20 protein-coding genes are annotated in these 22,267 nt (G+C 74.6%); 8 read left to right on the top strand and 12 right to left on the bottom strand.

Annotation, left to right across the window (positions count from 1 at the left end; genetic code table 11):
* Positions 1 to 28 precede the first annotated feature (28 nt).
* The 3 genes from H505_RS45020 to H505_RS0129055 all read left to right on the top strand — a co-directional run bounded on the left by H505_RS45020 (position 29) and on the right by H505_RS0129055 (position 2,418).
* Positions 29 to 736 (top strand): FadR/GntR family transcriptional regulator, encoded by a 708-nt coding sequence (locus H505_RS45020; protein WP_034520398.1) that lies wholly within the window; start codon positions 29 to 31, stop codon positions 734 to 736.
* Positions 733 to 1,968 carry a CynX/NimT family MFS transporter gene (locus H505_RS45015; RefSeq protein WP_051301291.1) on the top strand — a complete coding sequence of 412 codons (1,236 nt, stop codon included), beginning with the start codon at positions 733 to 735 and terminating at the stop codon, positions 1,966 to 1,968. Before H505_RS45020 ends, H505_RS45015 begins: the two co-directional genes overlap by 4 nt.
* An 87-nt stretch (positions 1,969 to 2,055) precedes the next feature.
* Complete coding sequence (locus H505_RS0129055) at positions 2,056 to 2,418, top strand: hypothetical protein (protein WP_026404781.1); 363 nt, start codon at positions 2,056 to 2,058, stop codon at positions 2,416 to 2,418.
* On the opposite strand, the gene H505_RS0129050 is transcribed toward H505_RS0129055, so the two are convergent.
* Both H505_RS0129050 and H505_RS0129045 read right to left on the bottom strand, forming a co-directional pair.
* Positions 2,390 to 3,376 (bottom strand): asparaginase, encoded by a 987-nt coding sequence (locus H505_RS0129050; RefSeq protein WP_026404780.1) that lies wholly within the window; start codon positions 3,374 to 3,376, stop codon positions 2,390 to 2,392. The two genes, H505_RS0129055 and H505_RS0129050, sit on opposite strands and share 29 nt — an antisense overlap.
* Positions 3,377 to 3,393: 17 nt before the next feature.
* On the bottom strand, positions 3,394 to 4,221 hold the full coding sequence (locus H505_RS0129045; RefSeq protein WP_026404779.1) for a beta-keto acid cleavage family enzyme: 828 nt from the start codon (positions 4,219 to 4,221) through the stop codon (positions 3,394 to 3,396).
* A gap of 19 nt (positions 4,222 to 4,240) precedes the next feature.
* Between H505_RS0129045 and dtd the strand changes: the two genes are divergently transcribed.
* On the top strand, positions 4,241 to 4,666 hold the full coding sequence (gene dtd / locus H505_RS0129040; RefSeq protein WP_026404778.1) for a D-aminoacyl-tRNA deacylase: 426 nt from the start codon (positions 4,241 to 4,243) through the stop codon (positions 4,664 to 4,666).
* 43 nt (positions 4,667 to 4,709) lie between these two features.
* Here dtd and H505_RS0129035 read toward each other — a convergent pair whose 3' ends face one another.
* From H505_RS0129035 to H505_RS0129020, 4 genes are all read right to left on the bottom strand, one after another.
* Complete coding sequence (locus H505_RS0129035; RefSeq protein WP_026404777.1) at positions 4,710 to 5,234, bottom strand: hypothetical protein; 525 nt, start codon at positions 5,232 to 5,234, stop codon at positions 4,710 to 4,712.
* Positions 5,235 to 5,329: 95 nt separating this feature from the next.
* The gene (ygfZ, locus tag H505_RS0129030; RefSeq protein ID WP_026404776.1) at positions 5,330 to 6,322 is read right to left on the bottom strand and encodes a CAF17-like 4Fe-4S cluster assembly/insertion protein YgfZ; all 993 of its coding nucleotides are present in this window, start codon (positions 6,320 to 6,322) and stop codon (positions 5,330 to 5,332) included.
* 21 nt (positions 6,323 to 6,343) lie between these two features.
* Positions 6,344 to 6,760 (bottom strand): Fur family transcriptional regulator, encoded by a 417-nt coding sequence (locus H505_RS0129025; RefSeq protein ID WP_026404775.1) that lies wholly within the window; start codon positions 6,758 to 6,760, stop codon positions 6,344 to 6,346.
* A gap of 336 nt (positions 6,761 to 7,096) precedes the next feature.
* Positions 7,097 to 7,582, bottom strand: a complete 486-nt coding sequence (locus tag H505_RS0129020) for a heme-binding beta-barrel domain-containing protein (RefSeq protein ID WP_026404774.1) — start codon at positions 7,580 to 7,582, stop codon at positions 7,097 to 7,099.
* A 202-nt stretch (positions 7,583 to 7,784) separates the two neighbouring features.
* On the opposite strand from H505_RS0129020, the gene H505_RS0129010 reads away from it, so the two are divergent.
* Both H505_RS0129010 and H505_RS0129005 read left to right on the top strand, forming a co-directional pair.
* A complete protein-coding gene (locus tag H505_RS0129010; RefSeq protein WP_026404773.1) occupies positions 7,785 to 8,147 on the top strand; it encodes a DsrE family protein in 363 nt (120 codons plus the stop codon).
* Positions 8,148 to 8,226: 79 nt separating this feature from the next.
* The gene (locus tag H505_RS0129005) at positions 8,227 to 9,285 is read left to right on the top strand and encodes a TerC family protein (protein WP_245592655.1); all 1,059 of its coding nucleotides are present in this window, start codon (positions 8,227 to 8,229) and stop codon (positions 9,283 to 9,285) included.
* A gap of 42 nt (positions 9,286 to 9,327) precedes the next feature.
* Here the strand turns inward: H505_RS0129005 and H505_RS50160 are convergent, their stop codons facing one another.
* From H505_RS50160 to H505_RS0128990, 3 genes are all read right to left on the bottom strand, one after another.
* Positions 9,328 to 9,465 carry a hypothetical protein gene (locus tag H505_RS50160; RefSeq protein WP_157433167.1) on the bottom strand — a complete coding sequence of 46 codons (138 nt, stop codon included), beginning with the start codon at positions 9,463 to 9,465 and terminating at the stop codon, positions 9,328 to 9,330.
* Positions 9,466 to 9,593: 128 nt separating this feature from the next.
* Positions 9,594 to 10,313: a type 1 glutamine amidotransferase gene (locus H505_RS0128995; protein WP_026404771.1), complete on the bottom strand. Its 720-nt coding sequence runs from the start codon at positions 10,311 to 10,313 to the stop codon at positions 9,594 to 9,596.
* Positions 10,303 to 11,553, bottom strand: a complete 1,251-nt coding sequence (locus H505_RS0128990) for a Mur ligase family protein (protein ID WP_026404770.1) — start codon at positions 11,551 to 11,553, stop codon at positions 10,303 to 10,305. The genes H505_RS0128995 and H505_RS0128990 overlap by 11 nt, the downstream gene beginning before the upstream one ends.
* A gap of 365 nt (positions 11,554 to 11,918) precedes the next feature.
* Between H505_RS0128990 and H505_RS0128985 the strand changes: the two genes are divergently transcribed.
* Together H505_RS0128985 and H505_RS0128980 are read left to right on the top strand one after the other, a co-directional pair.
* Entirely contained in the window at positions 11,919 to 13,592 is a 1,674-nt protein-coding gene (locus H505_RS0128985) for a hypothetical protein (RefSeq protein ID WP_026404769.1), read from the top strand.
* Between the two features lie 198 nt (positions 13,593 to 13,790).
* The gene (locus tag H505_RS0128980) at positions 13,791 to 14,609 is read left to right on the top strand and encodes a hypothetical protein (RefSeq protein WP_157433166.1); all 819 of its coding nucleotides are present in this window, start codon (positions 13,791 to 13,793) and stop codon (positions 14,607 to 14,609) included.
* 9 nt (positions 14,610 to 14,618) lie between these two features.
* Here the strand turns inward: H505_RS0128980 and H505_RS45010 are convergent, their stop codons facing one another.
* From H505_RS45010 to H505_RS0128965, 3 genes are all read right to left on the bottom strand, one after another.
* A complete protein-coding gene (locus H505_RS45010) occupies positions 14,619 to 17,705 on the bottom strand; it encodes an ATP-binding protein (RefSeq protein ID WP_157433165.1) in 3,087 nt (1,028 codons plus the stop codon).
* Positions 17,706 to 17,723: 18 nt separating this feature from the next.
* A complete protein-coding gene (locus H505_RS0128970; RefSeq protein ID WP_026404767.1) occupies positions 17,724 to 19,748 on the bottom strand; it encodes a hypothetical protein in 2,025 nt (674 codons plus the stop codon).
* 300 nt (positions 19,749 to 20,048) lie between these two features.
* Entirely contained in the window at positions 20,049 to 21,971 is a 1,923-nt protein-coding gene (locus tag H505_RS0128965) for a hypothetical protein (RefSeq protein WP_157433164.1), read from the bottom strand.
* Between the last annotated feature and the right edge of the window lie 296 nt (positions 21,972 to 22,267).

The raw sequence follows: 22,267 nt of genomic DNA, 5'->3' as shown, positions 1-22,267 counted from the left end.
CGATAGGTGATGTTCGTCAGGAGATCTGGTGGCGCTGAGTCCGGTTCCCGGCGGGTCTACCGTCGACGCCGTCCTGAACCAGTTGCAGGCGGAGGTGAGCGGCGGGGCGTGGCCGATCGGCGGCCGGATCCCGGCCGAGACCGACCTCGCGGCGCAGCTCGGGGTGAGCCGCCCGGCGGTGCGGGAGGCGATCCGGGCGCTGTCGCACGTGGGGGTGCTGGAGGTGCGGCGCGGCGACGGCACGTACGTCCGCAGCAGCGCCGACCCGCGCCCGCTGCTGCGGCGGGTGTCGCGGGCGACGGCCCGGGACGTCTTCGAGGTGCAGCTCGCCTACGACGTGCAGGCCGCGCGGCTGGCGGCGCGGCGCCGGACGGACGCGGACCTGGCGCGGCTCGCGGAGCTGCTCGCGGCGCGCGACGCCGCGACGGAGGCGGCCGAGTTCGGCGCGGCCGACGCGCGGTTCCATCTGGGCGTCGCGGAGGCGAGCCGGAACCCGGTGCTGATCGAGGCGATGCGGTTCTTCATCCAGCACCTCGGCGAGGCGATGCGGACGGTGCGGCTGGACCACGAGGTCCCCGAGGCGAGCCAGGAGGCGCACCGGGCGGTGCTGGACGCGGTCGCGGCGCGGGACGCCGACGCCGCGGCCCGCGCGGCCGCCGCGGTCGTCGAGCCGACGCTGGCCGTCCTGGACGGACTCATCGCCGACTCCCGCGCCGACGCCGTGGACGAGCGGTGACGGCGGCGCGCGCGTCCCGCATCGGGGCGGTCGCGCTGATCGTCCTGGTCGCGCTGAACCTGCGGCCGGCGATCGCGGCGGTCGGGCCGGTGCTCACCGAGATCCAGGACGCGTTCGGCCTGTCGGGGACGGCGGCGGGCGCGCTGACCACGCTGCCGCTGGCGTTCTTCGGCTCCTACGGGCTGGTCGCGCCGTTCCTGCGGCGCGCGCCGCGCAGCGAGACGCTGCTGGTGGCGTCGATGGCGCTGCTGGTCGTGGGGCTGGTGCTGCGCCTGGTGGACGCCCCGTTCCCGCTGTTCGCGGGGTCGCTGGTGGCGGGGATGGCGATCAGCATCGGCAACATCGCGATGCCGGCGATCATCAAGCGGGACCATCCGGAGTCGCTGACGACGGTGACGGCGGTCTACACGGTGGCGATGTCGGGCGGCGCGGCGGTGGCGGCGGGCCTGGCGGTCCCGGTGGAGAACGCGTTCGACGCGTCGTGGCGGCTGCCGCTGGGGCTGCTGGCGATCCCGACGGCGGTGGCGGGGCTGATCTGGCTGCCCCGCGCGCTGCGGGCGGCCCGCGCGGCGCGGTCGGCGCCGCCCGTCCCGGCGGCGCGGGGCGTCGCGGGGCTGGTGTGGCGGTCGCCGCTGTCGTGGAGCGTCACGGCGTTCATGGGCCTGCAGTCGCTGCTGGCGTACGTGACGCTGGGGTGGCTGGCGACGATCTGGCAGGACCGCGGGATGAGCGAGGCGGGCGCCGGGTACGCGCTGGCGGTGACGTCCGGCGTGCAGGCGGTGTCGTCGCTGCTGGTGCCGGTGCTGGCGCGGCGGACGCGCGACCAGCGGCCGCTGGTGCTGCTGATCGTGGTGCTGACCGCGGCGGGCTTCGCGGGCGCGACGTGGGCCCCGATCGGGACGGTCTGGGTGTGGACGGTCGTGCTGGGCGTCGGCCAGGGCATCGGGTTCCCGACGGCGCTGTCGTTCATCGGGCTCCGCTCGCACGACGCGTCCGTCGCGGCGCAGCTGTCGGGGATGGCGCAGGGCCTCGGGTACGTGCTGGCGGCGCTGGGCCCGCTCGGGGTGGGCGCGCTGCACGACGCCACCGGCGGTTGGACCGTTCCGATGCTGGGTGTGCTGGCGGCGACGGCGGCGCTGCTGGTCCCGGGCCTGATCGCGGGACGGAACCGGACGATCGGCGCCCCGGCCCCCGCGGACGAGGCGGCGGGCACCGCGGCGGCCCTCAAGTAGCCGCACCCCAAAAACTCCCAAAATCACCACCAATCACCACATAGGCACCTCCCTGCCGGGCACCACTCCCGGCAGGGAGGTGGAACGATGTTCGCGACCATCGCGGCCTACGCGACGCCCGGCCACATCCTGATGTGGTTCATCCCGGTCTTCGGCGTGCTGGGCCTGGTGACCTGGCTGTACCTGACGATCGCGTCCTCGTCCCGGAAGATCCATCCGGAGCGGCGCAACGACCAGATGAACCACCGCGGCATGGAGCAGGGCGGCACCTACACCTACCGGCCCGGCATGTTCTCGCACAGCTACCCGCCGGAGAAGTCGGTGCAGTTCGAGGAGTTCCGCCAGGACAACCCGCAACCGGGGCGGGAGCCGAGGGTCCCGCCGGAGGAGCGCGACTACGACCGGCCGCCGGCGACCGGGTCTAGAACGCCCCAGGGGCCGGGCGTATGACGCCGGCGTCGCCGTCTCCGCCCCGCAGCCGCTCCACCGCCAGCGCGTCGAGCGCGCCCGCGTCGGCCTCCGGCAGGCCGCCCGCGGGCGCGCCCGCGCCGCTCGCCGCGCTCGCCGCGAGGGCGCGCAGCAGGGCGACGGTCACCGGCGTCCGGGCCCGCATCGCCCCGTCGTCGATCTTGACGGCGCCGGCCCGGCCGTCGGCGAGCGCGAACGCGTCCACGCCCTCCGCGCCGCACTTGACCAGCAGCCCCGGGACGGCGTCCATCAGCCGGCGCTCCTCCCGCTCCGTCCCCGACGTCCACTGCGGGTGCGTCCGCATCGCGTCCGCGACGAGGCCCTCGGCGGCGTCCGGCGCGGCCAGCACGAGCGCCCGGTAGGAGCGCGCGACGCCCAGCGTGGACACCGCGAACAGCGGCGCCCCGCACCCGTCGACCCCGACCGCCGCGACCGGCTCGCCCGCCAGCTCCTCCACCACGTCCCGCACGGCGAGCTGCAGCGGATGCCCCGGGTCCAGGTAGGTCGCCGTGGGCCAGTCCGCGGCGACGCACGTCGCGAGCATCGCCGCGTGCTTGCCGGAGCAGTTCATCCGGATCCGGGACGGCTCCGCGCACGTCCGCGCGGAGCCGGGGTCGATCGGCCACGACTCGGGGCAGCGCAGGTCGTCCGCCGTGAGGCCCGCGCCCGCGAGGATCTTCTCCACGCCCTCGACGTGGAAGTCCTCCCCCGAGTGGCTCCCGGCGGCGAGCGCCAGCAGCTCCCCCTCCAGTTCGAGCCCGGACCGCAGCATCGCGACGGCCTGCAGCGGCTTGTTCGCGGAGCGCGGGAAGATCGGCTCCTCGACCGACCCGGCGCGCACGGCCTGCGTCCCGTCCACCGCGAGCCCGACCGCGGCGCCGCGATGCCGCGACTCCACGAACCCGGAACGCTCCACCTCGACCAGCACCGGATTGATCATGACCCCATCATGCCCGGTCAACGCGGTTTGATCCCCAGCAGCGCGCGGGCGTCCGGCGCGGCCAGCGGGGGCCGCTGCGCGAGCGTCGCGGCGGCCGCCGCCCGCTCGACGAGCTGGACGTTCGCCGTCACCGGCGTCCCCTTCGCGAGGGTGAGCGTGTCCTCCATGCCGACGCGCAGGTGCCCGCCCGCCGCCAGCGCCGCGAACATCACCGGCAGCGACGTCCGTCCGACGCCGGTCGCCGACCAGGTGGCGCCGTCCGGGAGCGCCTCGACGGCGGCGACGAGCGTCCGCGCGTCCCCCGGCATCCCGCCCGGCACGCCCATGACGAGGTCGCAGTGGACGTGCCCGCCGTACGGGAGGCCGTGCTTGTCCAGGAGGCGGTGCAGCGCGGCGATCTGCCCGAGGTCGAACAGCTCGAACTCGGGCACGACCTCCAACTCCTGGGTCCGCCGGTAAAGCTCCACCATGAACGGCCAAGGGTTCATGAACACGTCGCCGCCGAAGTTGACCGTCCCGCAGGTGAGCGAGCACATGTCGGGTCCGGCGTCCAGCACGGCCAGCCGGTCCTCGTACGGGTCGGTCACCGCCCCGCCCGTCGACAGCTGCACGATCAGTCCCGTGCTCTCCCGCAGCGCCCGCACCGTGTCCCGCAACCGGGACGGGTCGAGCGTCGGCCGCGCGTCGTCGTCGCGGATGTGCACGTGGACGATCGCCGCCCCCGCCGCCTCGCACTCCTTGGCCGTCTGGACCAGTTCCTCCAGGGTGACGGGCAGGGCCGGGACGTCCGCCTTCGCGGACTCCGCGCCCGTGGGCGCCACCGTGATGAGCGTCGTTGCTCCCATAGCGGCAGAATGCATGCACATGAGGGCAGTAGTCCAGCGGGTGAGCAGCGCGAGCGTGACCGTCGCCGACCGGACCGTCGGCGCGATCGAGAGTCCGGGCCTGATGGTCCTGGTCGGCGTCACGCACGACGACGACGAGGCGAAGGCCCGCAAGATGGCCGCGAAGCTGTGGGGGCTGCGCATCCTGGACGGCGAGAAGTCGTGCTCGGACGTCGGCGCGCCGCTGCTCGTCGTCAGCCAGTTCACCCTCTACGGCGACGCCCGCAAGGGCCGCCGCCCGAGCTGGACGGCCGCCGCGCCGGGGCCGGTCGCCGAACCGCTGGTCGACGCGGTCGTCGCCGAGCTGCGCGCGCTCGGCGCGAAGGTCGAGACGGGCGAGTTCGGCGCGGACATGAAGGTCGCGCTCGTCAACGACGGCCCCATCACGCTCGTCCTCGACCTGTGAGCCCCTGCCGCGCGGCTGAGCCTCTGCCGCGCGGCGCCGGGGCTCAGCGGAAGCCCTGGACGATCGCCGCGACGGCCACGACCGTCCCGGCGGCCGCGAGGAGCAGCAGGGCCCGGTCGGCGATGCCGAGCCGTCCGCGCACGTCGCCCGACACCACGACCACGCCGGTGCCGTCGTGCACGCCGTGGCGCTCCCCGCCGTTCCCCGGCCGGCGGCGCCTGCCCGCGAGGCGCCGCAGCGCGGCGTTCTTGATCCGCTGGTGCTCGGGCCCGCACGCGAACAGGCGCCCCCGGGTGCGCTCGGCGCACGCGTAGCCCTGCGGCGTCAGCACCCGGCACAGCGTCGGGACGAGCGCGAACTGGTACAGGCACCAGGCGAGCAGGGCCAGCAGCGCCACCCGCCACGACCCCAGCCAGAAGGCGGCGCCGAGGAGCGCGGCGAACCCCGCCCACCACACCGGCGCGGGCTCCCGGCGCGGGCGCCGCCGGGCACCGCCCTTGCGGGCCCGCGGCCGCGGCCCGGAGGGGCGCTCGCCGCCGGAGTTGTCGCCGCCGGAGTTCGCGACCATCGGCAGGAACCGCCTTTCACCGGGGCCGACCGGTCAGAATCATGCAAGTCCGACGATATGGCGAACGGCCCCGGCGCGTCAGTCCCCGGTGGGCGTCAGCGGGCGGCGGGGCGGCGGCGGAGATCGATCTGCGCGTTGGCCCCCGTGTCCGGCGACACGACGACCTCCTGCGCGGCGGCGACCCCGCCCGCGAGCAGCTCCGCGTCCACCGGCACGTTCCGCTTCACGGTCGCGAGCGCGACCGGCCCCAGCTCGTGGTGCCGCGCCGCCGACCCCACGAAGCCGATCTGCCGTCCCCCGGGGATCTCGACGGGGTCGCCGTGCGCCGGGAGCCGGTCGACGCTGCCGTCCAGGTGCAGGAACACCAGGCGGCGCGGCGGACGTCCCAGGTTGTGCACGCGCGCGACCGTCTCCTGCCCCCGGTAGCAGCCCTTCTCCAGGTGGACGGCCGTCTCGACGAGCCCCGCCTCGTGCGGGATCGTCCGGTGGTCGGTGTCGAGCCCGAACCGGGGCCGGTGCTCGGCGATCCGCAGCGCCTCGTACGCCCACACGCCCGCGGGCCGCAGGTCGGTGGGGAACCCGTCCGCGCGGGGGACGATGCGCGTCGTCGTCCCGGCGACGTCGGGCCAGGACGGGACGTCTCCGGACGGCGCGGGCCCGGACGGGCCGGTCACGACCATGTACGCGTCGGACACGTCGGCGACCTCGACGCGCAGCATGAACCGCATCCGGTCGAGGAACTCCGCGAGCGGCGCCGCCGCGCCCGGCTCGACGTGCGCCCAGACGGCCTCGCCGTCGTCCACGAGGAACAGGTGGTGCTCGACGTGCCCGTTCGGGCTGAGCAGCAGCGCCTCGGTCGGCTCGTGCGGCTTCAGCGCCTCGAGATGCTGGCTGAGCAGGCTGTGCAGCCAGCTCAGCCGGTCGGGCCCGGAGACCCGCACGACGCCCCGGTTGCTCCGGTCGACGAACGCGGTGCCCGCCGCGAGGGCGCGTTGCTCCTGCGCGGGCTCCCCGTAGTGCGCGGCCACGCCCTCGTCGGGCGATTCGGCGGCGACGGCTCCGGACGACTGCAGCAGCGGGCTCTCCATGGCCCCCACACTATGCGGCGGTCAGCCGCTCCGGCACTCCTTGCACCGCCCGTAGACGGTGAGGTGGTGCACGTCCGTCTCGAACCCCTGGTCGCGCTCCAGCAGCGCCGCGAGCTCCTCCGCCACCGCCGGGTCGACGTCCTCGACGGTGTGGCAGCCGCGGCAGACCAGGTGGATGTGCTCGGCCTCCGCCGCCAGGTGGTAGTTCGGCGGGCCGTGGCCGAGGTGCGCGTGCTTGACGAGCCCGAGCTCCTCCAGCAGCTCCAGCGTCCGGTACACCGTCGAGATGTTCACGCCGCGCGCGGTGCGCTGCACCTCCGTGCAGATCTCCTCGGGGGTCCCGTGCTCCAGGTTGGTGACCGCCTCCAGCACGAGCTGGCGCTGCGGGGTGACCCGGTACCCCTTCGCCCGCAGCTCCTGCTGCCACGACTCAGCCATACCGCGCTCCATCGTGCGCTCCGTGCCGCGCTCCGCCATGACCCGAGTGTATGCCGCTCGAAGGCGCCGGGAATTCGTTTGCCCGACGCCGGATCCTTCGCATACGTTCGAGGCACGCGTGAAAGGAGGTGGTCCAAGCAATGGTTTGCAGTGGGACTCGCGAGGTGACTGTCCGCTAGTCGCCGTTCCGCCTCGGCGCCGCCGCCCCGGCGGCGGCAACCGGTCGCGACGGTGACCGGCGAATACCAGGCAGTTACCCGGTCCCCGGACCGATGGACCCGTCCCGTCCATCACCCGCCCGAGCGGGAAGGTCCGGGGATCGTTCCGTCTCCGGGGTCAGCCGACCTTCTTGAGCTGCGCCGACACGTGCGCCTGGAGCTTTTGCCCCACGGCCGCCATGTCGTACGCCCAGCCCAGGTCCTCGCCGATCAGCCCGTACAGCCGGTGCCCGGCCGCGACCTCCTTGGCCGACTCGGTGCGGGCGACGACGTCGGTCTTCAGCTCCACCCGGCTGAACGCGACGTCGCCGACGTAGATCTCGACGATGCCCGTCGGGTGCGCCAGCGTCACCTCGACCTGGTGGTCGGGCCGCGGCCTCCAGTAGCCCGTCTCCGTCGCCAGGGGGCGCCCGAGCGTCCCGTCCTTCTCGATCATCCACGTGCGGCTCGTGTAGATGAGGAAGGGCTTGCCGTTGTGGGTGAAGGACATCTCCTGACCGAAGTTGAACTCCTCGATCGTCGGGTAGCCTCCGACGCCGGCGCCCTCCCAGGTGCCGAGGAGGAACTTCAGCGGCTCAAGGTCGGGGTGCAGCTCAGGCTCCATGGCAACCGAGCGTAGCGCGCTACCGGAGCCGCCCGAGCCGTACCACGAGCAGGACCGCGACCACCGCCACCAGCCCCAGCACGCCCACCAGAACACTCGCGTTCACCACGCCGCCCACGGCACCTCCCACGCCCGCCGGTCGGACGACTATACGGGCCCGGCGGCCACCGCCCGCGGACGCCGCGCTTTGTAGGCTGCGTGCATGGCACGTCCTCTGGTGATCAAGGCGACGGCGGGGGCGGACGCCCCGGAGCGCTGCAACCAGGCGTTCACGGTCGCGGCGGCCGCCGCCGCGAGCGGCGTCCCGGTGTCGCTCTGGCTGGCCGGCGAGTCCGCGTGGTTCGCGCTGCCCGGCCGGGCCGCCGGGTTCGAGCTGCCGCACGCCACCCCCCTCGACGACCTGCTGGCGGTCGTCCTGGCGGCGGGGCGCGTGACGCTCTGCACGCAGTGCGCCGCCCGCCGCGGCATCGGCCCGGACGACGTCCTCCCCGGCGTCCGCATCGCCGGGGCGCCCACGTTCGTCGAGGAGATCACCAGGGACGGCGTCCAGGCCGTCGTGTACTGACCCCGCGCGGACGCGGCCGTGAACTGAGATGTAGCGCACCGCGCCCCGGCCGTTCCGGTTGATCGGCGCGGAATCGGTTATGAGTCAGCCGACGCGCCCCGAGCACAGGAGACCCGTCGGCATGGTGGACATCCCCACATGGGCCTGGATCGCGACGATCGCGCTGATCCTCGCACTGTTCGTCCTCGACTTCGTGGTGGCGGTCCGCAAACCGCACGCCGTCCACATCCGCGAAGCGACGTTCTGGTCGGTCTTCTACATCGCGGTCGCGCTGCTGTTCGGCCTCGCCCTGTGGACGCTCGTCGGGCACCAGGCGGGGACCGAGTACTTCGCGGGCTACATCGTCGAGAAGAGCCTGTCGGTCGACAACCTCTTCGTCTTCGTGATCATCATGACGAAGTTCGCCGTCCCCGACGAGTACCAGCAGCGGGTGCTGCTGTTCGGCATCGGCGCGGCGCTGGTGCTGCGCGCGATCCTCATCATGATCGGCGCCGCGTTCATCAACCTGTTCTCGTTCACGTTCCTGGTTTTCGGGCTGATCCTGATCTGGACGGCCGTGCAGCTGATCCGGAACCGCAACGAGGAGCCCGACGTCGAGGACTCCTTCGTCGTCCGCCGCGCCCGCAAGATCATGCCGATGACGTCCGACTTCCACGGCGGCCGGATGCTCGCGCACGAGAACGGGCAGCGCGTGATGACCCCCCTGCTGCTGGTGTTCGTCGCCGTCGGCAGCACCGACCTGCTGTTCGCCCTCGACTCGATCCCGGCGGTGTACGGCGTCACGAAGTCCGCGTTCATCGTCTTCTCCGCGAACGCGTTCGCGCTCCTCGGCCTCCGCGCCCTGTACTTCCTGATCGAGGGCCTGCTGGAACGCCTGGTCTACCTGTCCATCGGCCTGTCGGCGATCCTCGCGTTCATCGGCGTGAAGCTGATCCTGCAGTTCCTGCACGAGGACGTGTCGCACTCCATCCCGCACATCGCGACCCCGGTCTCCCTCGGCGTGATCCTCGCCATCCTCATCGTCACGACCGTCGCCAGCCTGATCCGGGTGAAGGGGCACCCGGAGGAGAAGGCCAAGCCCGGCTCGCTCCGCAAGACCCGCAAGCGCGAGGAGGAGCCCGCCGAGTCGCACTCCTGACGCCCGGCCGCCCGGCGGCCCCCTCCGGGCGGCCGGACGCCGTCAGGCGAACGCGGCGGACAAGGTCCGGTCGGTGACGCGGTCGCCGAAGGACAGCTGCGGCCACAGGCCCGCGAAGTCCCGCCGGGAACGCTCCGACCAGGCCCGCGCCTCGTCCGTCCGCGTCTTGTAGGAGTTCACGGCGCGACCGGCCCGAGGACGAGCGAGCGGCGCGCGAGATCGACCATGGCGGCAACGGTCACAGGGCCCGGCGCGGAGCGCCGGGCCCTGTGACCGTTCGCCGTCGCGCGGGGCGGGTCGGGCGCCGGTCAGGCGCCGGCGTTCAGGACGGCGTTCAGCCGCTCCTCGCGGAGGCGGCCCGCCCACGAGTCGTCCAGCGGCTGGAGCTGCCGGCCGACCGCCCAGGTGAGCAGCAGGTCGGCGAGGCCCGGGTTGCGGACGAGCGCCGGGCCGTGCATGTACGTTCCGAGGACCCGCCCGGTGTAGGCGCCCTCGTAGCCGTCGCCATTGCCGACGCCGTGCACGACCTGCGCGAACGGGCGGGCGTTCGGGCCGAGGCGGGTGACGCCCTGGTGGTTCTCGAAGCCGGTGATCCGCGGCACGTTCAGCTCCCCCGCGACGTCCCCGACGATCTCCCCGACGGCGCGCTGCTCGCCGCGTCCCGACGTGATGTCGAGCAGGCCGAGGCCGGGCAGCTGCTGCCCCTCGTCGCCGCCGAACTCGCGGCCGAGGATCTGGTACCCGGCGCAGACGCCGAACACCACGGCGCCCGACTGGACCGCGCGGGCCAGGCCGCCGTCGTTGCCGAGGCGCTGCGCGGCGAGGATCTGCGGCCGGTCCTCGCCGCCGCCGAGCAGGTAGATGTCGCCGTCGGCGGGGACGGGCTCGTCCGAGCGCAGGCTGACGGTCTCGGTCGGGATCCCGCGCAGCGCCGCGCGGCGCTCCAGGACGATCGTGTTGCCCTGGTCGCCGTAGGTGCTGAGCAGGTCCGGGTAGATCCAGACGATCTTGATGCGGTCAGACGACACGGCCGTACCTCGTTCGGATGCTCTGGAAGGCGGTGTAGTTGGCGATCACGTCGAGGTGCCCGGGCGGCACCGCCATGACGGCCTGGTCGATGTCGTCGATGACGGTGAACGACACGTCGGCGGCCTCGAGCCGCGCGGCGAGGTCGATGCGCCGCTCGCCCGTCACCCACACGGGGCGCCCGCGCAGGATGCGGTAGTCGACGTCCCACAGCCAGGACGTGTCGCGCCCGTCCGGGCCCTGCGCGTTGATCGACAGCGCGACCGGGCCGGGCGGCGGCTGCAGGACGTCGAACGCCTCCAGCCAGCCCGCGGGGTTCTTCGACAGCAGCAGCCGGATGCTGCGGCCCTCGTGCTCGACCGTCGTGTACCGGCCCGCGACCGACGTGACCTGCGACAGCAGCGGCAGCGCCTGCTCGGGCGGGACGCCGAACTGCGCGACGACCGCGAGCGCGATGAGCGCGTTCGACCGGTTCGCCCGGCCCGGCAGCGACAGGCCCGTCAGGGAGTACGCGCGCCCGTCCGGTGCCGTGATCGTGTCGCCCCGGAGCGTCCAGTCGGGGCGCGGCCGGCGGAAGTGGCACTGGCGGCAGGCCCAGTCGCTGTCCTCGTCGGTGTCCTGCCGGTCGAGGGGGCCGCCGCACTCGGGGCAGCACCACGAGTCCTCGCGCCAGTGCTGCCCGGCCGCGACCCACGTCACGGACTTCGCGCTCGACGCGCCCCAGGTGACCAGCGGGTCGTCGCAGTTCGCGATGACGTGGCTCTGCGGGGCCGCCTCCAGCGCCTTGCGCCACTTGCCGGCCAGCAGCCAGATCTCGGCGGCGCGGTCCATCTGGTCGCGGCTCAGGTTCATCAGCGCGACGATGTTCGCCCCGGTCTCCCGCAGGACCATCGGGACGTACTTCTCGTCGCACTCCAGCACGCCGTACCGGGCGGTCGGCGAGGAGGCGAGCGCGGACACGTGCCCGGTGGGCATGTTCGCGCCGAACGCGTTGGTGGCGACCTCCCCCAGCGGCGTCATCGCCGAGGTGATCAGCCGGGTCGTCGTCGTCTTGCCGTTGGTCGCGCTGACGAGGACGAGTTTGCGGTCCCGGGCGAGCCTGGTCAGCAGCTCGGGGTCGAGCCGGAGGCCGATCCGCCCTCCGATCACCGAGCCGTCCCCTCGGCCCGCGAGCCGGGACATCTTCGCGGCCGTGCGGCCGAGCGCGACGGCCAGCTGCGAACGCAGCGGAAGATCGCTCATTGACTCCGTCTTCTCTGGATGCGCCGGGGAAAACCGCTTCCGAGCCTAGCCGCTGCACGTACCGCTCGCGGCGCGCCCGTCCCGCTTCACCGGGGAACGCCGATCGGGCCGGGAGGGGTGATGTGAGCAGCATCATAACGTTCGGCGTAAACCGGCTCGGGCAATCTTGACCCGTAGCAAGATCTCGTGATTCTGTGCGAGCCCCGACGTGCGGTGAGCCAGATTCCCAACCAGACGCCCCGATGGGACCTCACCCACTACTTTTGTCGGGAGCCCTGCGCTTTGCGGGGGAAGCGGCACCCGCCCGGCCCGGCGGGCCGGGATCGCAGACGTGGGCGAAGCGGCGATAAGGCGAGGTCTGAGCGATGCAGTGTCCGACGTGCGGCTCCAACACGCCCGGGACGCTCGGCAAGTGTGCGAACTGTGGCGGGCCGGTCGACGCGTACGCCCCCGGTGCCCCGCCGCTCGCGGCGCCGGTCGCCGACGCCGCCGCCGACGCTTTCGGCGAGAGCACGATGATGGTCCCGCCGCCGAACCCGTCCTGGACGCAGTCCGCCCCGGCGAACCCGGTGCAGCCCGGCCCGGGCGCGCCCGCCGCGCCGCCGATGCCGTCCGGCCCGCAGGCGATGCCGTCCGGGCCTTCCGTGCCTTCCGTGCCGTCCGCGCCAGCCGCGCAGCCCGCACCGCCGATGCCGTTCGCGGCGGACCCGATGCAGTCCGGCCCGTCCGTGCCGGCGATGCCGTCGAACCCCGGGGCGCCCGCGGCGCCCGTACCGTCCGGGGCGGGGTTTCCGGGGCTGCCGGACACCGGGATCGACCTCGCGGGGCCGGGCGCCACGGTCCGCGACATGCCGAGCACCGGCGACCGGCTCGTGGACACGTCCGGCACCCCGAAGGTCCCGGGCGCGGACGGGCCCGCGGAGGCCACCGGGGAGTCGACGGCGCCCTGGGCGTTCGACCCCGACGACGACGATGACGAGCCCGAGGTCGACATCCCGGAGCTCGGCGGGCCCGCGCGCCCCGCGCTCCCGGCCGCGGCCGCGGCCGCGGCCGCGCCGCCGCCGTCGAACCCGTTCGGGCTCGCGGACGCGCCGCGGCCCACCGAGTCGATCGTCCCGGACTCGTGGTTCGCGCAGCCGCGCAAGCCGCAGGAGCCGGAGGCCGCGACGCAGGTGTGGACGCCGCAGCCCGCGCCGGGCGCGGGCGCGCACGACCGCACGATGATGGACCCGGGCACCCCCGCCCCCGCCCCCGCCGGCCCCGCAGCCCCCATGGGCGGGCCGATGGGCGGGCCGATGGGTCACGGCGGGCCGCCTCCGCACGGGCCGGGGGCGCACGGGCCGGGTGCGCCGATGGGGCCGATGGGGCACGGCGGGCCGCCCGCCGGGTACGGCGCGCCCGAGCGCGGCGGCACGGCGCCGAACAAGGTGCTCATCGCGGTGGCGTCGGCGCTGGTGACGGTCGCGGTGGCGGCCGTGGCGCTGGTGGCGTGGCCGTCGGGCGACGACGAGAAGTCCCCCGGGGGCACCGCGCAGCCCGGGACGACGCCGTCGAGCACGCCGGTCGCGCAGAAGGACCCGGTGTCCGAGGCGACGAAGCAGCAGGCGGCGGTCATGAACGAGGTGCTGGACGCCAGCACGAACACGCGGTCGGTGCTGGGCGCGGCGCTCACCCGCGCCGGGAAGTGCAAGACGCTGCCGCAGGCGATCCAGGGGTTCGAGACGGTCGCGCAGCGGCGGCAGAACCAGCTGAAGCGCACCCGGGAGATGAAGCTCGACCAGGTCCCGAACGGCGAGCGGCTCCGGACGTCCCTGTCGCAGGCCCTCCAGGCGTCGCTGGACGTCGACCAGAAGTACCTGCACTGGGCGCGGCAGAACCGGCCGGGCTGCCGGGGCAAGCCGAAGCCCAGCGCCGCGCAGGTGCCGGGGACGGCGGAGGACAACCGGCGCGCGACGACCGCGAAGCAGCAGTTCGTCCAGCTGTGGAACCCGGTCGCGCAGAAGACGGGCCTGCCGGAGCGCGACTGGCGGCGCGTGTAGCCGTCCGGTAACGGACCACGGGCAACGGCGCGCTGGGCAGGACGATCCGGCGCGCCGCGCAGTATCTTGTCACCGTCGGGGGGCCTCCTGCGGATAGGGGTTTCTATGCGGTGCCCGGCTTGTGGAAGCGACACCTCGGCGGCCTCGCCCCGGTGCCTGTGGTGCAACGCGCCGGTGGCGGGCGCGGGGGACGCGACGGTGCGCGACCAGGGCCCGGGGGCCGATCCGCCGACGATCCCGGTGCCCGACCCGCCGGACCCGGCGCAGGTGCCGTGGCCGGCGCCGCCGCAGGACCGCACGACGGCGATGCCGCCGGGCGCGACGGGCGAGACGTCGATCCCGCTGTCGCCGGAGCCGTGGGCGGAGCCCGCGATCTGGCAGCCGCCCGCGCCGCCGAAGCGGAACCGCACCCCGCTCGTGCTCGTCGCGGCGGGCGCGGTGGCGCTGGCGCTCATCGCGTTCGGGATCGTGTTCTGGCCGAGCGGGTCCGAGTCCGCGTCCGGGAAGGGGCTGTCGTCGGGGTCGAGCACGACGGGCGACGGGACGGCCGGCGGCGCCGCCGGCGACTCGCCCTCGCCCGGCGCTGAGGAGCCCGGGGAGCAGGAGCCGCAGTCGGACGCCGCGTTCCGCGAGCAGGCCCAGGCGGTGGACGGCGTCCTCGCGGACATGGGCGGCACCCGCTCCGACCTCGCCTCGGTCGTCGCCGACGAGGACTGCAGCGTCTCGGGGATCGAGCGGGTGCTGGAGAGCCGCCGCTCGCAGCTCGAACGGGCCCGCGCGCTGGACGTCGCCTCGCTCGACAGCGGGGCGGAGCTGAAGGACGCGCTGGTGCGCGCGCTCGAGGCGTCGGTGGAGTCGAACGAGCGGTACGCCGCGATCGCGCCGGGCTGCCCGTCGCCCTCCGAGGTGTCGGACGTGAACCAGCGTGCGACGGACGCGAAGAACGAGTTCGTCGGCTACTGGGGGCCGATCGCGCGGGAGGCGGGCCTGCCCGCCCGGTCGGGCGACGACATCTGACCCGGGCCGTCAGCCGTCCGGCCGGTCGTCCCCGGGGGCGGTGAAGGGCGGCGCGGCGGACGGGTCGCCGAACGGCAGGACGAACCGGTCGGGCCAGCTCAGCACCGGTTCGAGCCAGTCGGACACGTCCATCGTGCCCGCGACGTGCTCGATCTGCTCGTCCTCCTCGAAGCCGATCGTGACGTCGGCGAGGTCCCCGTAGAAGGCCGCGTGGTCGTCCTCGCCGTAGAGCGCGGTGAGCGCCAGGGGGCGGTTGCGTTCGAGCTCCATCGACAGCGGGTGGCGGCGAAGCGCGCGCAGCCGGTGCCCCAGTTTCGCGTCCGGCTGCTGCTTGAGCCCGGGGAGCTGGTAGTCGAGGGGCGGGGCGGGCGCGTGCTTGTCGGGCGTTTCCGCCCCGTACGGGAACAGCCGGTCCAGCTCGTGCAGCCACCGCACCTGCGGGATCACCCAGTTCGGGCCCGGCACGCGCCCCGGCGCGTCCTGGCCGTCCAGCAGGCGGCGGGCGGTCCCGGCGACCGCGCCGGTCAGCTCGGCGGGCGGGAACGCGGTCCGCAGCGCCCACGAGCGGCGGGTGACGGCGCGTTCGAGGACGGTCGCGAGCGCGCAGTCGCGGAGCCGCGGCGTCAGCCGGGCCCACGCGCGGCGCAGGTCCGGCGGGACGGCCGGGACGCGGCGCCCGGCGACGTGCGCGAGGACGAGCACGTCCGCCCACAGCCGCAGCCACGCCCAGTCGGGGTGCCCGGCGACGAGGTCGGCCTCGCGCAGCTCGTAGAGGGTGCAGGCGCGCCCCGACCGGCACTCGCAGCCGCACGCGGCCGAGCGGCGGCCGTCCACCGGCGGGGGCGGCCCGGCGAGTTCGGCCTCGCGGCCCTCCCCGAGCGGGACGCGGACGCGCAGCGGCCGGTCCATCCCGTCGGCGAACACGGCCGCGACGCCCGGCCGCAGCGACACCACCTCCCGGGACTGGTCGGCGTCGAGGTTCATCGCGGCGCCGACCTGGTGCCGGTCGTCGTGCGCGGGCAGCCGGTGCACGACCTTCAGCGCCGTGTTCTTGATGACGTCCGGGACGAGCTTGGTGGGGATCTGCTCGGCGACGATGATGCCCTCGCCGTACGCGCGGATCTCCGCGAGCATCCCGGCGAACAGCTCGACGGCGTGCGACGACCCGCGCTCGGGGCCGCGGTTGCGCAGCAGCCGGTGCGCCTCCTCGATGACGATGACGTGCCGCAGCGCCCGCCCCCGGTCCGCGCCGCGGCGCCGCTCCCGCATCCGCAGGTGCTCCACGATCCGGATGATGAGGGTGCCCATGAGGAACGCCTTGTCCTCGTCGTTCGCGACGTCCTCGATGGCGAGCACGATGTTGTCGCGGAGCATCCCGCCGATGTCGGCCGGGTGCCCGCCCTCGAAGAACCGTCCGGCCGAACCGATCCGCAGCGACCGCAGCCGGACGTCCACGAACCCCTGGACGTCCGCCATCAGCTCGCGCCCGTACCCGACGTCCTGGATGACCTGCAGCGCGGCGGTCTGGAGCTGCTCCAGGGTCGGGACGGCCGGTTCGATCAGCGAGCCGGGGACGCCGGCGCCCGTCACGACGTCCCACCCGTTCGCCTCGTACACCCGCTGCAGCGCCTGCGCCATGATCTGCGGGAACGGCTCCTCGGCGTCGAACGCGGCCTGGAACAGCGCCCGCACCATGTCGATGTGGGCCTGCACCGGGTAGCCGGGTTCGGGCGCGAGCGGGTTCACCGACAGCGGCACCGAGGCCGGGTCGGACGGGTTGACGACGGTGACGGGGCCGCCGAGGTCGGCGATCCGCCCGGCCATCGCCGCGTACTCCGACTTCGCCGGTTCGATCGCGAGCCACGGGACGCCCGCGCGGGTGAGCTGCTCCAGCAGGTGCCGCACGGTCTGCGACTTGCCCGCGCCGGTCGCGCCGGTGACGAACACGTGCCGGTTGACGGTCGAGCGCGGGACCGTGAACCGGCCGACCTCCCGGTCCTGGCCGTCGAGGATGGCGCCGAGCTCGATCGTCCCGGGGCCGTCCGGGCCGGTCTCGGCGGCCGTCTCGGACGTGACGTCGAAGTATCCGGCGTCCAGCACCCGCAGTCCCGGGACCTCCCGGTTCGGCAGCCCGGCGAGCGCGGCGAGCGCCCCGGCGGTCGCGACGAACGGGAACCGCTGGTCCGGCTCCGCCGCCGCCCGGACGGGCGCGGGCGCGGCGCCCGGCCGCAGCATCTCGGCGAACGTCCCGGCGCCGTGCCCCGACCGCAGCCGGTACGGGTGGTGCGCCAGGTCCATCGACCCCACGAGCACCGGTGCGATCTGCCCCAGTTCGTCCTGGTCGCCGGCGCCCGCGAGGACCCGCACCCGCCACAGCCCCGCCTCCCGGAACGCGTCCAGCTCCGCGAGCCGCCGGTCCGTCCGGCCGACGGCGAGCCGCGCGTGCTCGTCCTCGCCGCGCCGCAGCATCCGCAGCTCGTGGTGCAGCTCGCGCATCTCCGCGTCGACCAGCCGCTCGTCGCACGGCTCGGCCACCACGAACCAGCCGAACGGCCGCTCCATCAGCGTGACCAGCGTCGACTCGAACAGCCCCGCGCCCGGACGGTCGGCGGCCGGCGGCGCGGCGGCCGCCTGCGGCGCGAGCCGCCCGGGGCAGCGCGTCCACGCCATTCGCTCCGCGCGGCGCAGCCAGCCGTCCCCGATCCGGACGCCGCGCGCGCCGCTCGGGAACAGCGGGCCGGTGCCGCCGGGCGCCCCGATCGGGCCCGCGTTCGTGATCAGTTCCAGCGGCGCGCCGCCGCCCGGCGACAGCCAGCCCACGACGAACGGCCGCTCCGCCCGCGCCGCCGACAGCGCCGCCGGCAGCACGCTCACGAAGTCCCGCTCGGCGGACGCCGCCCCCTCCGGCGCCGGGATCGCCTCGATCCGGTACCACGGGCCCGGCAGGTCGAGCGGCCCGGCACCGGACGCGGCGCGCGTGCCGTGCGCGGCGGCGTCGTCCGTCCCGGGCGGTACCTGCGGATACGGCCGGTAGGGCGGCGTCGGGCCCGGCTGCGGCACCCGGTGCTGCGGGGGTATCGGACCTTGCGGCGGCATCACGGCGGCATCCCGGGGTCAGGGGGCGGCCGGCGGATCGGCGGCATGCTTGCCGTTCGGCCGGAGGATCGGGACGAGCCGGTTCGACCGGCGCGGCAGCGCGTGCCGGGGCCGCGGCACCGGCGGCTCGTCCGCCGCGGCGGGCGCGGGCAGCGGCCGCTCCGGCTCGGCCGGTTCGGCGCGCGCGAGACTCTCCTGCTCGCGCAGGTACTCCTCGAACTCGATCGAGTGCGCGGTCGGCAGCGTGATGATGCCCGGGTTCGCGTCGACGAGCATGACGCGGCGCCCCGTCGCGCCCGCGTGCGTGAACACCATCGCGGTCGGCGGCAGCTCCTGCAGCTGCGGCGGCCCCACCAGCAGCTCCCGGAACCGCTGCTTCGCGTCCTCCCGCACCGCCGCGACCGTCCGGCCCCACGCCGTCGCCGAGCTGATCCCCTCGACGAGCACCGAGTCGTCCGCCGCCGGGGCCGGCAGCGGCGACCACACCGGGTCCGTCAGCCCGTCCCCGGACGGACGCGCGTAGGCCACCGTGCTCGCGTACGTCTCGCCCGCGACGTCGAACAGCGTCTCCCCCGCCGACTCGGTGATCTCCGCGACGATCAGCGGCTTGTCGGCCCCGATGTGCTCCGCCGCGACCCGCGCGTCCTCCGGGTTGCCGAGCCGCATGAACCCGACCGCCGCGTGCCCCCGCCGCCCCAGCCGCTCCCGCACGTGCCGCGGGATCGACCGGTACATCAGCACCAGGCCCGTCCCGGTGGCCTCGCACGCGTCGATGAGCCGGTCCAGCACGTCCCCCCGGAGCTTCTCCGCGCCGCACAGGAACAGCGTGTGGTCCCACCGCCCGCCCGGCGGCGACTCCCGCACCCGGTGCGTCAGCGCCGTCGTCACGTACGTCCCGAGCACCCGGTTCGTCAGGACGCCGGCGCGCCGGTCCATCGACACCACGTGCAGCCGCGACGGCGGCAGCGCCACCGGCTCGGCCGCGAGCCGCTCCAGCTTCCGCAGCTGCGCCTCCAGCGCCCACGCCCGCCGGACGACGATCCGGTCCGTCGCGTCCCGCCCGAACAGCGTCGCGATCCGGTCGAGCTGCCCCTCGGTCAGCAGCCCCTTCGCCAGGTCGTCCCGCGGGTCCCCCACCTGCGCCAGCACCCGCAGCGCGGCCGTGATGCACGGGATCGTCGTGTCCGCGCCGAGCACCTCGATGAGCCGCTCCAGGATCGAGTTGTCGAACGACAGGTCCCGCGTCCCGTCCTGCTCCTCCCCGGCGCCGACCACCAGCGACAGGACGTCCGCCAGCGCCTCGGGGCTCAGCCCCCGCGTCACGTCCAGCCTCGGCAGGTCGTTCGGCAGCACCCACACCAGCGGGTCGTCGCCGCGGTCCGCGGCCAGCCGCAGCAGGTCGTGCGCGACCGCCCCCTCCGACAGGTCGATCACCGTGAGCCGCGCACCGACCGCGAGCCGCGCCGCGCCCATCGTCGTCACGGCCGCCGACCACCCCGCGAGCGTCCCGCCGACCACGTCGACCCGGTCGACGCCCGGCGGCACCGCCACCGGATACCACTCGCGCTGGGCCTCGTACTCCGCGCGGCGCCGCTCCCACTCCCGCAGCGCCTCCGCGTGCGCCTCGCGCTCCGCCGCGCGCCGCTTCTCCCGCGCGGCCCGCTCCCGCTCGTCCAGGTCCCGCCACCGCTCGAGCCGGTCCCGCACCGCCCGCTCGTCCCGCCACAGCGCCCCGCCGGTGATCCCCAGGACGACCGCGCACGCCACGAGCCCCACGCCCGCGAACGGCCACGGCAGCACCCCGGCGACCCCGCACAGGAGGAACAGCCCCACGCCGACGAGCGTCCCCGTCACGGCGATGCGGAGCGGCCGGGCGGCCATGTGCTCGCCCGGCTGCCGGACCGGCGGCCGCGCCGCCGGCCGCGCCGGCTCGGCCGGGGCCTCGGGAGCCGGGCCCGGATCGGGATGCACCTGCGCGTAGCGCCAGCCCACGTAGACGCGGTCCGCCTGCGTGAGCCGCGCCGCGGCGGACCCGCTCGCCATGTCCGTCACGTCGAGTAGACCCCTGGAGTCGCGGTACGGGGGGAACGCTGAAGAGGTCGGTCCTTCCTGCCTTTCTACACATGCACAGGGTAAAGAGCCTGGCGAGATCGCGTGTCCCGTTCGCCGTAACCGGCCCGCCGTCCTCCCCGACATCACCCGAAACCGGTCACCGTGCCCACCTGCGGGAAAGATCGGACACCCACCCCGTCCCCCATGGCCACATCCGGCCAATCTCACCGACTCCGGCCGGGGCCCGGGCGGAGGGGTGGGTCTCCGCCCGGACGCCCCGGCCGGGGCGCGTCACTGCACGTCGACGTACTTGCTTCCGGAGTTGACGCTCAGGTGGCCCTCGTCGCCGAAGAACCACGCCGTCCAGTAGCCGTCCTGCCCGGCCGTGAACGTCTCCTCGAACCGTCCGTCGGCGCCCGTCCGGGACACCACCATCTCCTGCCACTCCTGCGCGCCCGCGGGCAGGAAGTAGACGGTGACGGGCAGGTCCGGCGCGGGCTCGGCGGCGCCGCCGCCGGCGGACCGGGTGAGCAGGCCCTGCACGGTGATCGCCTCACCGGCCGCCACGGTCGCCGGGGTCGCGTCGAACTCGGCGAACGCCGTCGTGAACTGGCCCGGGACGTCCACGAAGCCGATCGGCGCGTCCGACCTGCTGTAGTCGTCGTCGCCCCAGAACGCGGCCGTCCAGTAGCCGTCCCGGTAGGACGTGAACTCCGCCTCGAACGACCCGTCCGCCTCGCTGGTCTGGGTCGTCCCCTGGAACTCCCAGTCCGTCCCGCCGTCGGGCATGAAGTAGACGTGGATCGGGAGTTGCTCGCCGAGCTGCGTCCCGTCGCCGCGCAGCAGCGTGCCCTGGACGTTCACCGTGCCGCCGGAACCGGCCGTCGCGGCGAAGTCCTCCAGGAGCGTCCCGTAGCGGACGTTGACCTGGCGGATCTCGCTCGACACCGTCGCCGTGCCGTCCGCGCTCTCGTACCAGACGCGCCAGTACCCGTCCTGGGTCGTCGCGGTGCTCTCGATGTCGAAGTCGCCGGTCGCCGCCGTCTGGCCGCTCTGCACGTCCTGCCAGGTCTCGCCCGTCGCCGAGAACTGCAGCGCCACCGACGCGCCGGCGATCGGGGCGCCCGCGTCCGTCAGCTTCCCGGTGGCCCTGATCGGCTGCTGGTAGTCGACGGGCGAGGGCGTGACGGCGAAGTCGGAGAACTGGGGGCCGTCCTCGAACGCCACCTCGCCCGGAGAGGCGAAACCGGCCCAGACGATGTCGGTCTGCGCGCTCTGCACCGTGACGGGCCCGGCCTCCCTGGCCGGGAACGCGAGCCGGAACGTTCCGTCCCCGCCCGTGAGCGCCGCCGCCACCTCCTTCTTCTCGGCGGCGGTGACGTGCGCGGCGACCCACACCTTGGCGACCGGGGCGAGGCCCGCGGTGCCGTTGCGCTCCAGCCGTCCCTCCACGACGACCTCGTCGCCGACCCCGACCGGCTGCGGGGTGACGACCTCGGCCGTCAGCTCCACGGACTGCCGGGTGATCTCGGGGGACGGGGCGAACCGGCTCACCGAGCACCACCGGTCCCCGTCCTGCCAGCCCGGGGTCGCCTGCAGCGAGAGCGCCCCCGCGTACGGGTGGGTGAAGGAGAACGAGCCGTCCGCGCCCGTCACGACCGGCGACGTGGCGTTCCAGACGGACACGCCCGCCGCGGGCTCGGGCGCCGCGTCCGGGCTCGTCTGCGCGAGCACGCGGCCCGCGACCGTCATCGGGGTGTCTGCATCGACGGTCCCCGGCGAGCTGGTCAGCCCGGTGATCGTCAGCGGGTGGCAGTTGTCGATGTACTGGTGCCCGGCCGTCAGCGTCGCCCCGTCGGCCGACGTGATCTCCGCGACGAACCTGGTGCTGCCCGGATGGGTCGCGATGTCCAGTGCGTGCTGGCCCGTCCAGGTTCCGTCGTTCGCCGTCCCGCCGGTGCGGGCCAGCGGCAGCGTCGCGATGGACGTCCACGCGTCGCCGTCCGGCTGCTCGACGGTCACCTCGACGCCGGTGACACCGCTCGCGGACTCGGCCGTGACGGTGACCGCGGCGACGCGGTCGGCGGACAGGCGGTCGAACGCCACGGACACGTTCACGTCCGTGACGTCGGCTCGGGCTGTCGCGGGGACGAGGAACGTCGCCACCGCGATGATCAGGGCCGTCAGGACGGCCAGTGGTCGTGTTCGGCGCAAGGGGGGGGTGCCTCTCCACGAAATTTGTGCTGTCGCGGTGAGGACGCCCAGTTGACGATCTTGGTTGCCTGCTCAGATGTTCACTTTGAGCCTATTTTGTCCGTTTGGCCAGCAGTGGACAGCCGGCCGGGCCCGTCCGAACGCTCCGTCCGTCCGGACCCGGCCGGTACCGCCTACTTCACGTCCACGTGCTTGCTTCCGGAGTTGACGCTCAGGTGGCCCTCGTCACCGAAGAACCACGCCGTCCAGTAGCCGTCCTCCTCGGCCGCGAACGCCTTCTCGAACCGCCCGTCCGC

Origin of the sequence: Actinomadura rifamycini DSM 43936 (assembly GCF_000425065.1) — a bacterium.
GTDB lineage: Bacteria > Actinomycetota > Actinomycetes > Streptosporangiales > Streptosporangiaceae > Spirillospora > Spirillospora rifamycini.
The sequence above is the reverse complement of the archived record's forward strand: the minus strand, read 5'-3'. Positions and strand labels throughout refer to the sequence as shown.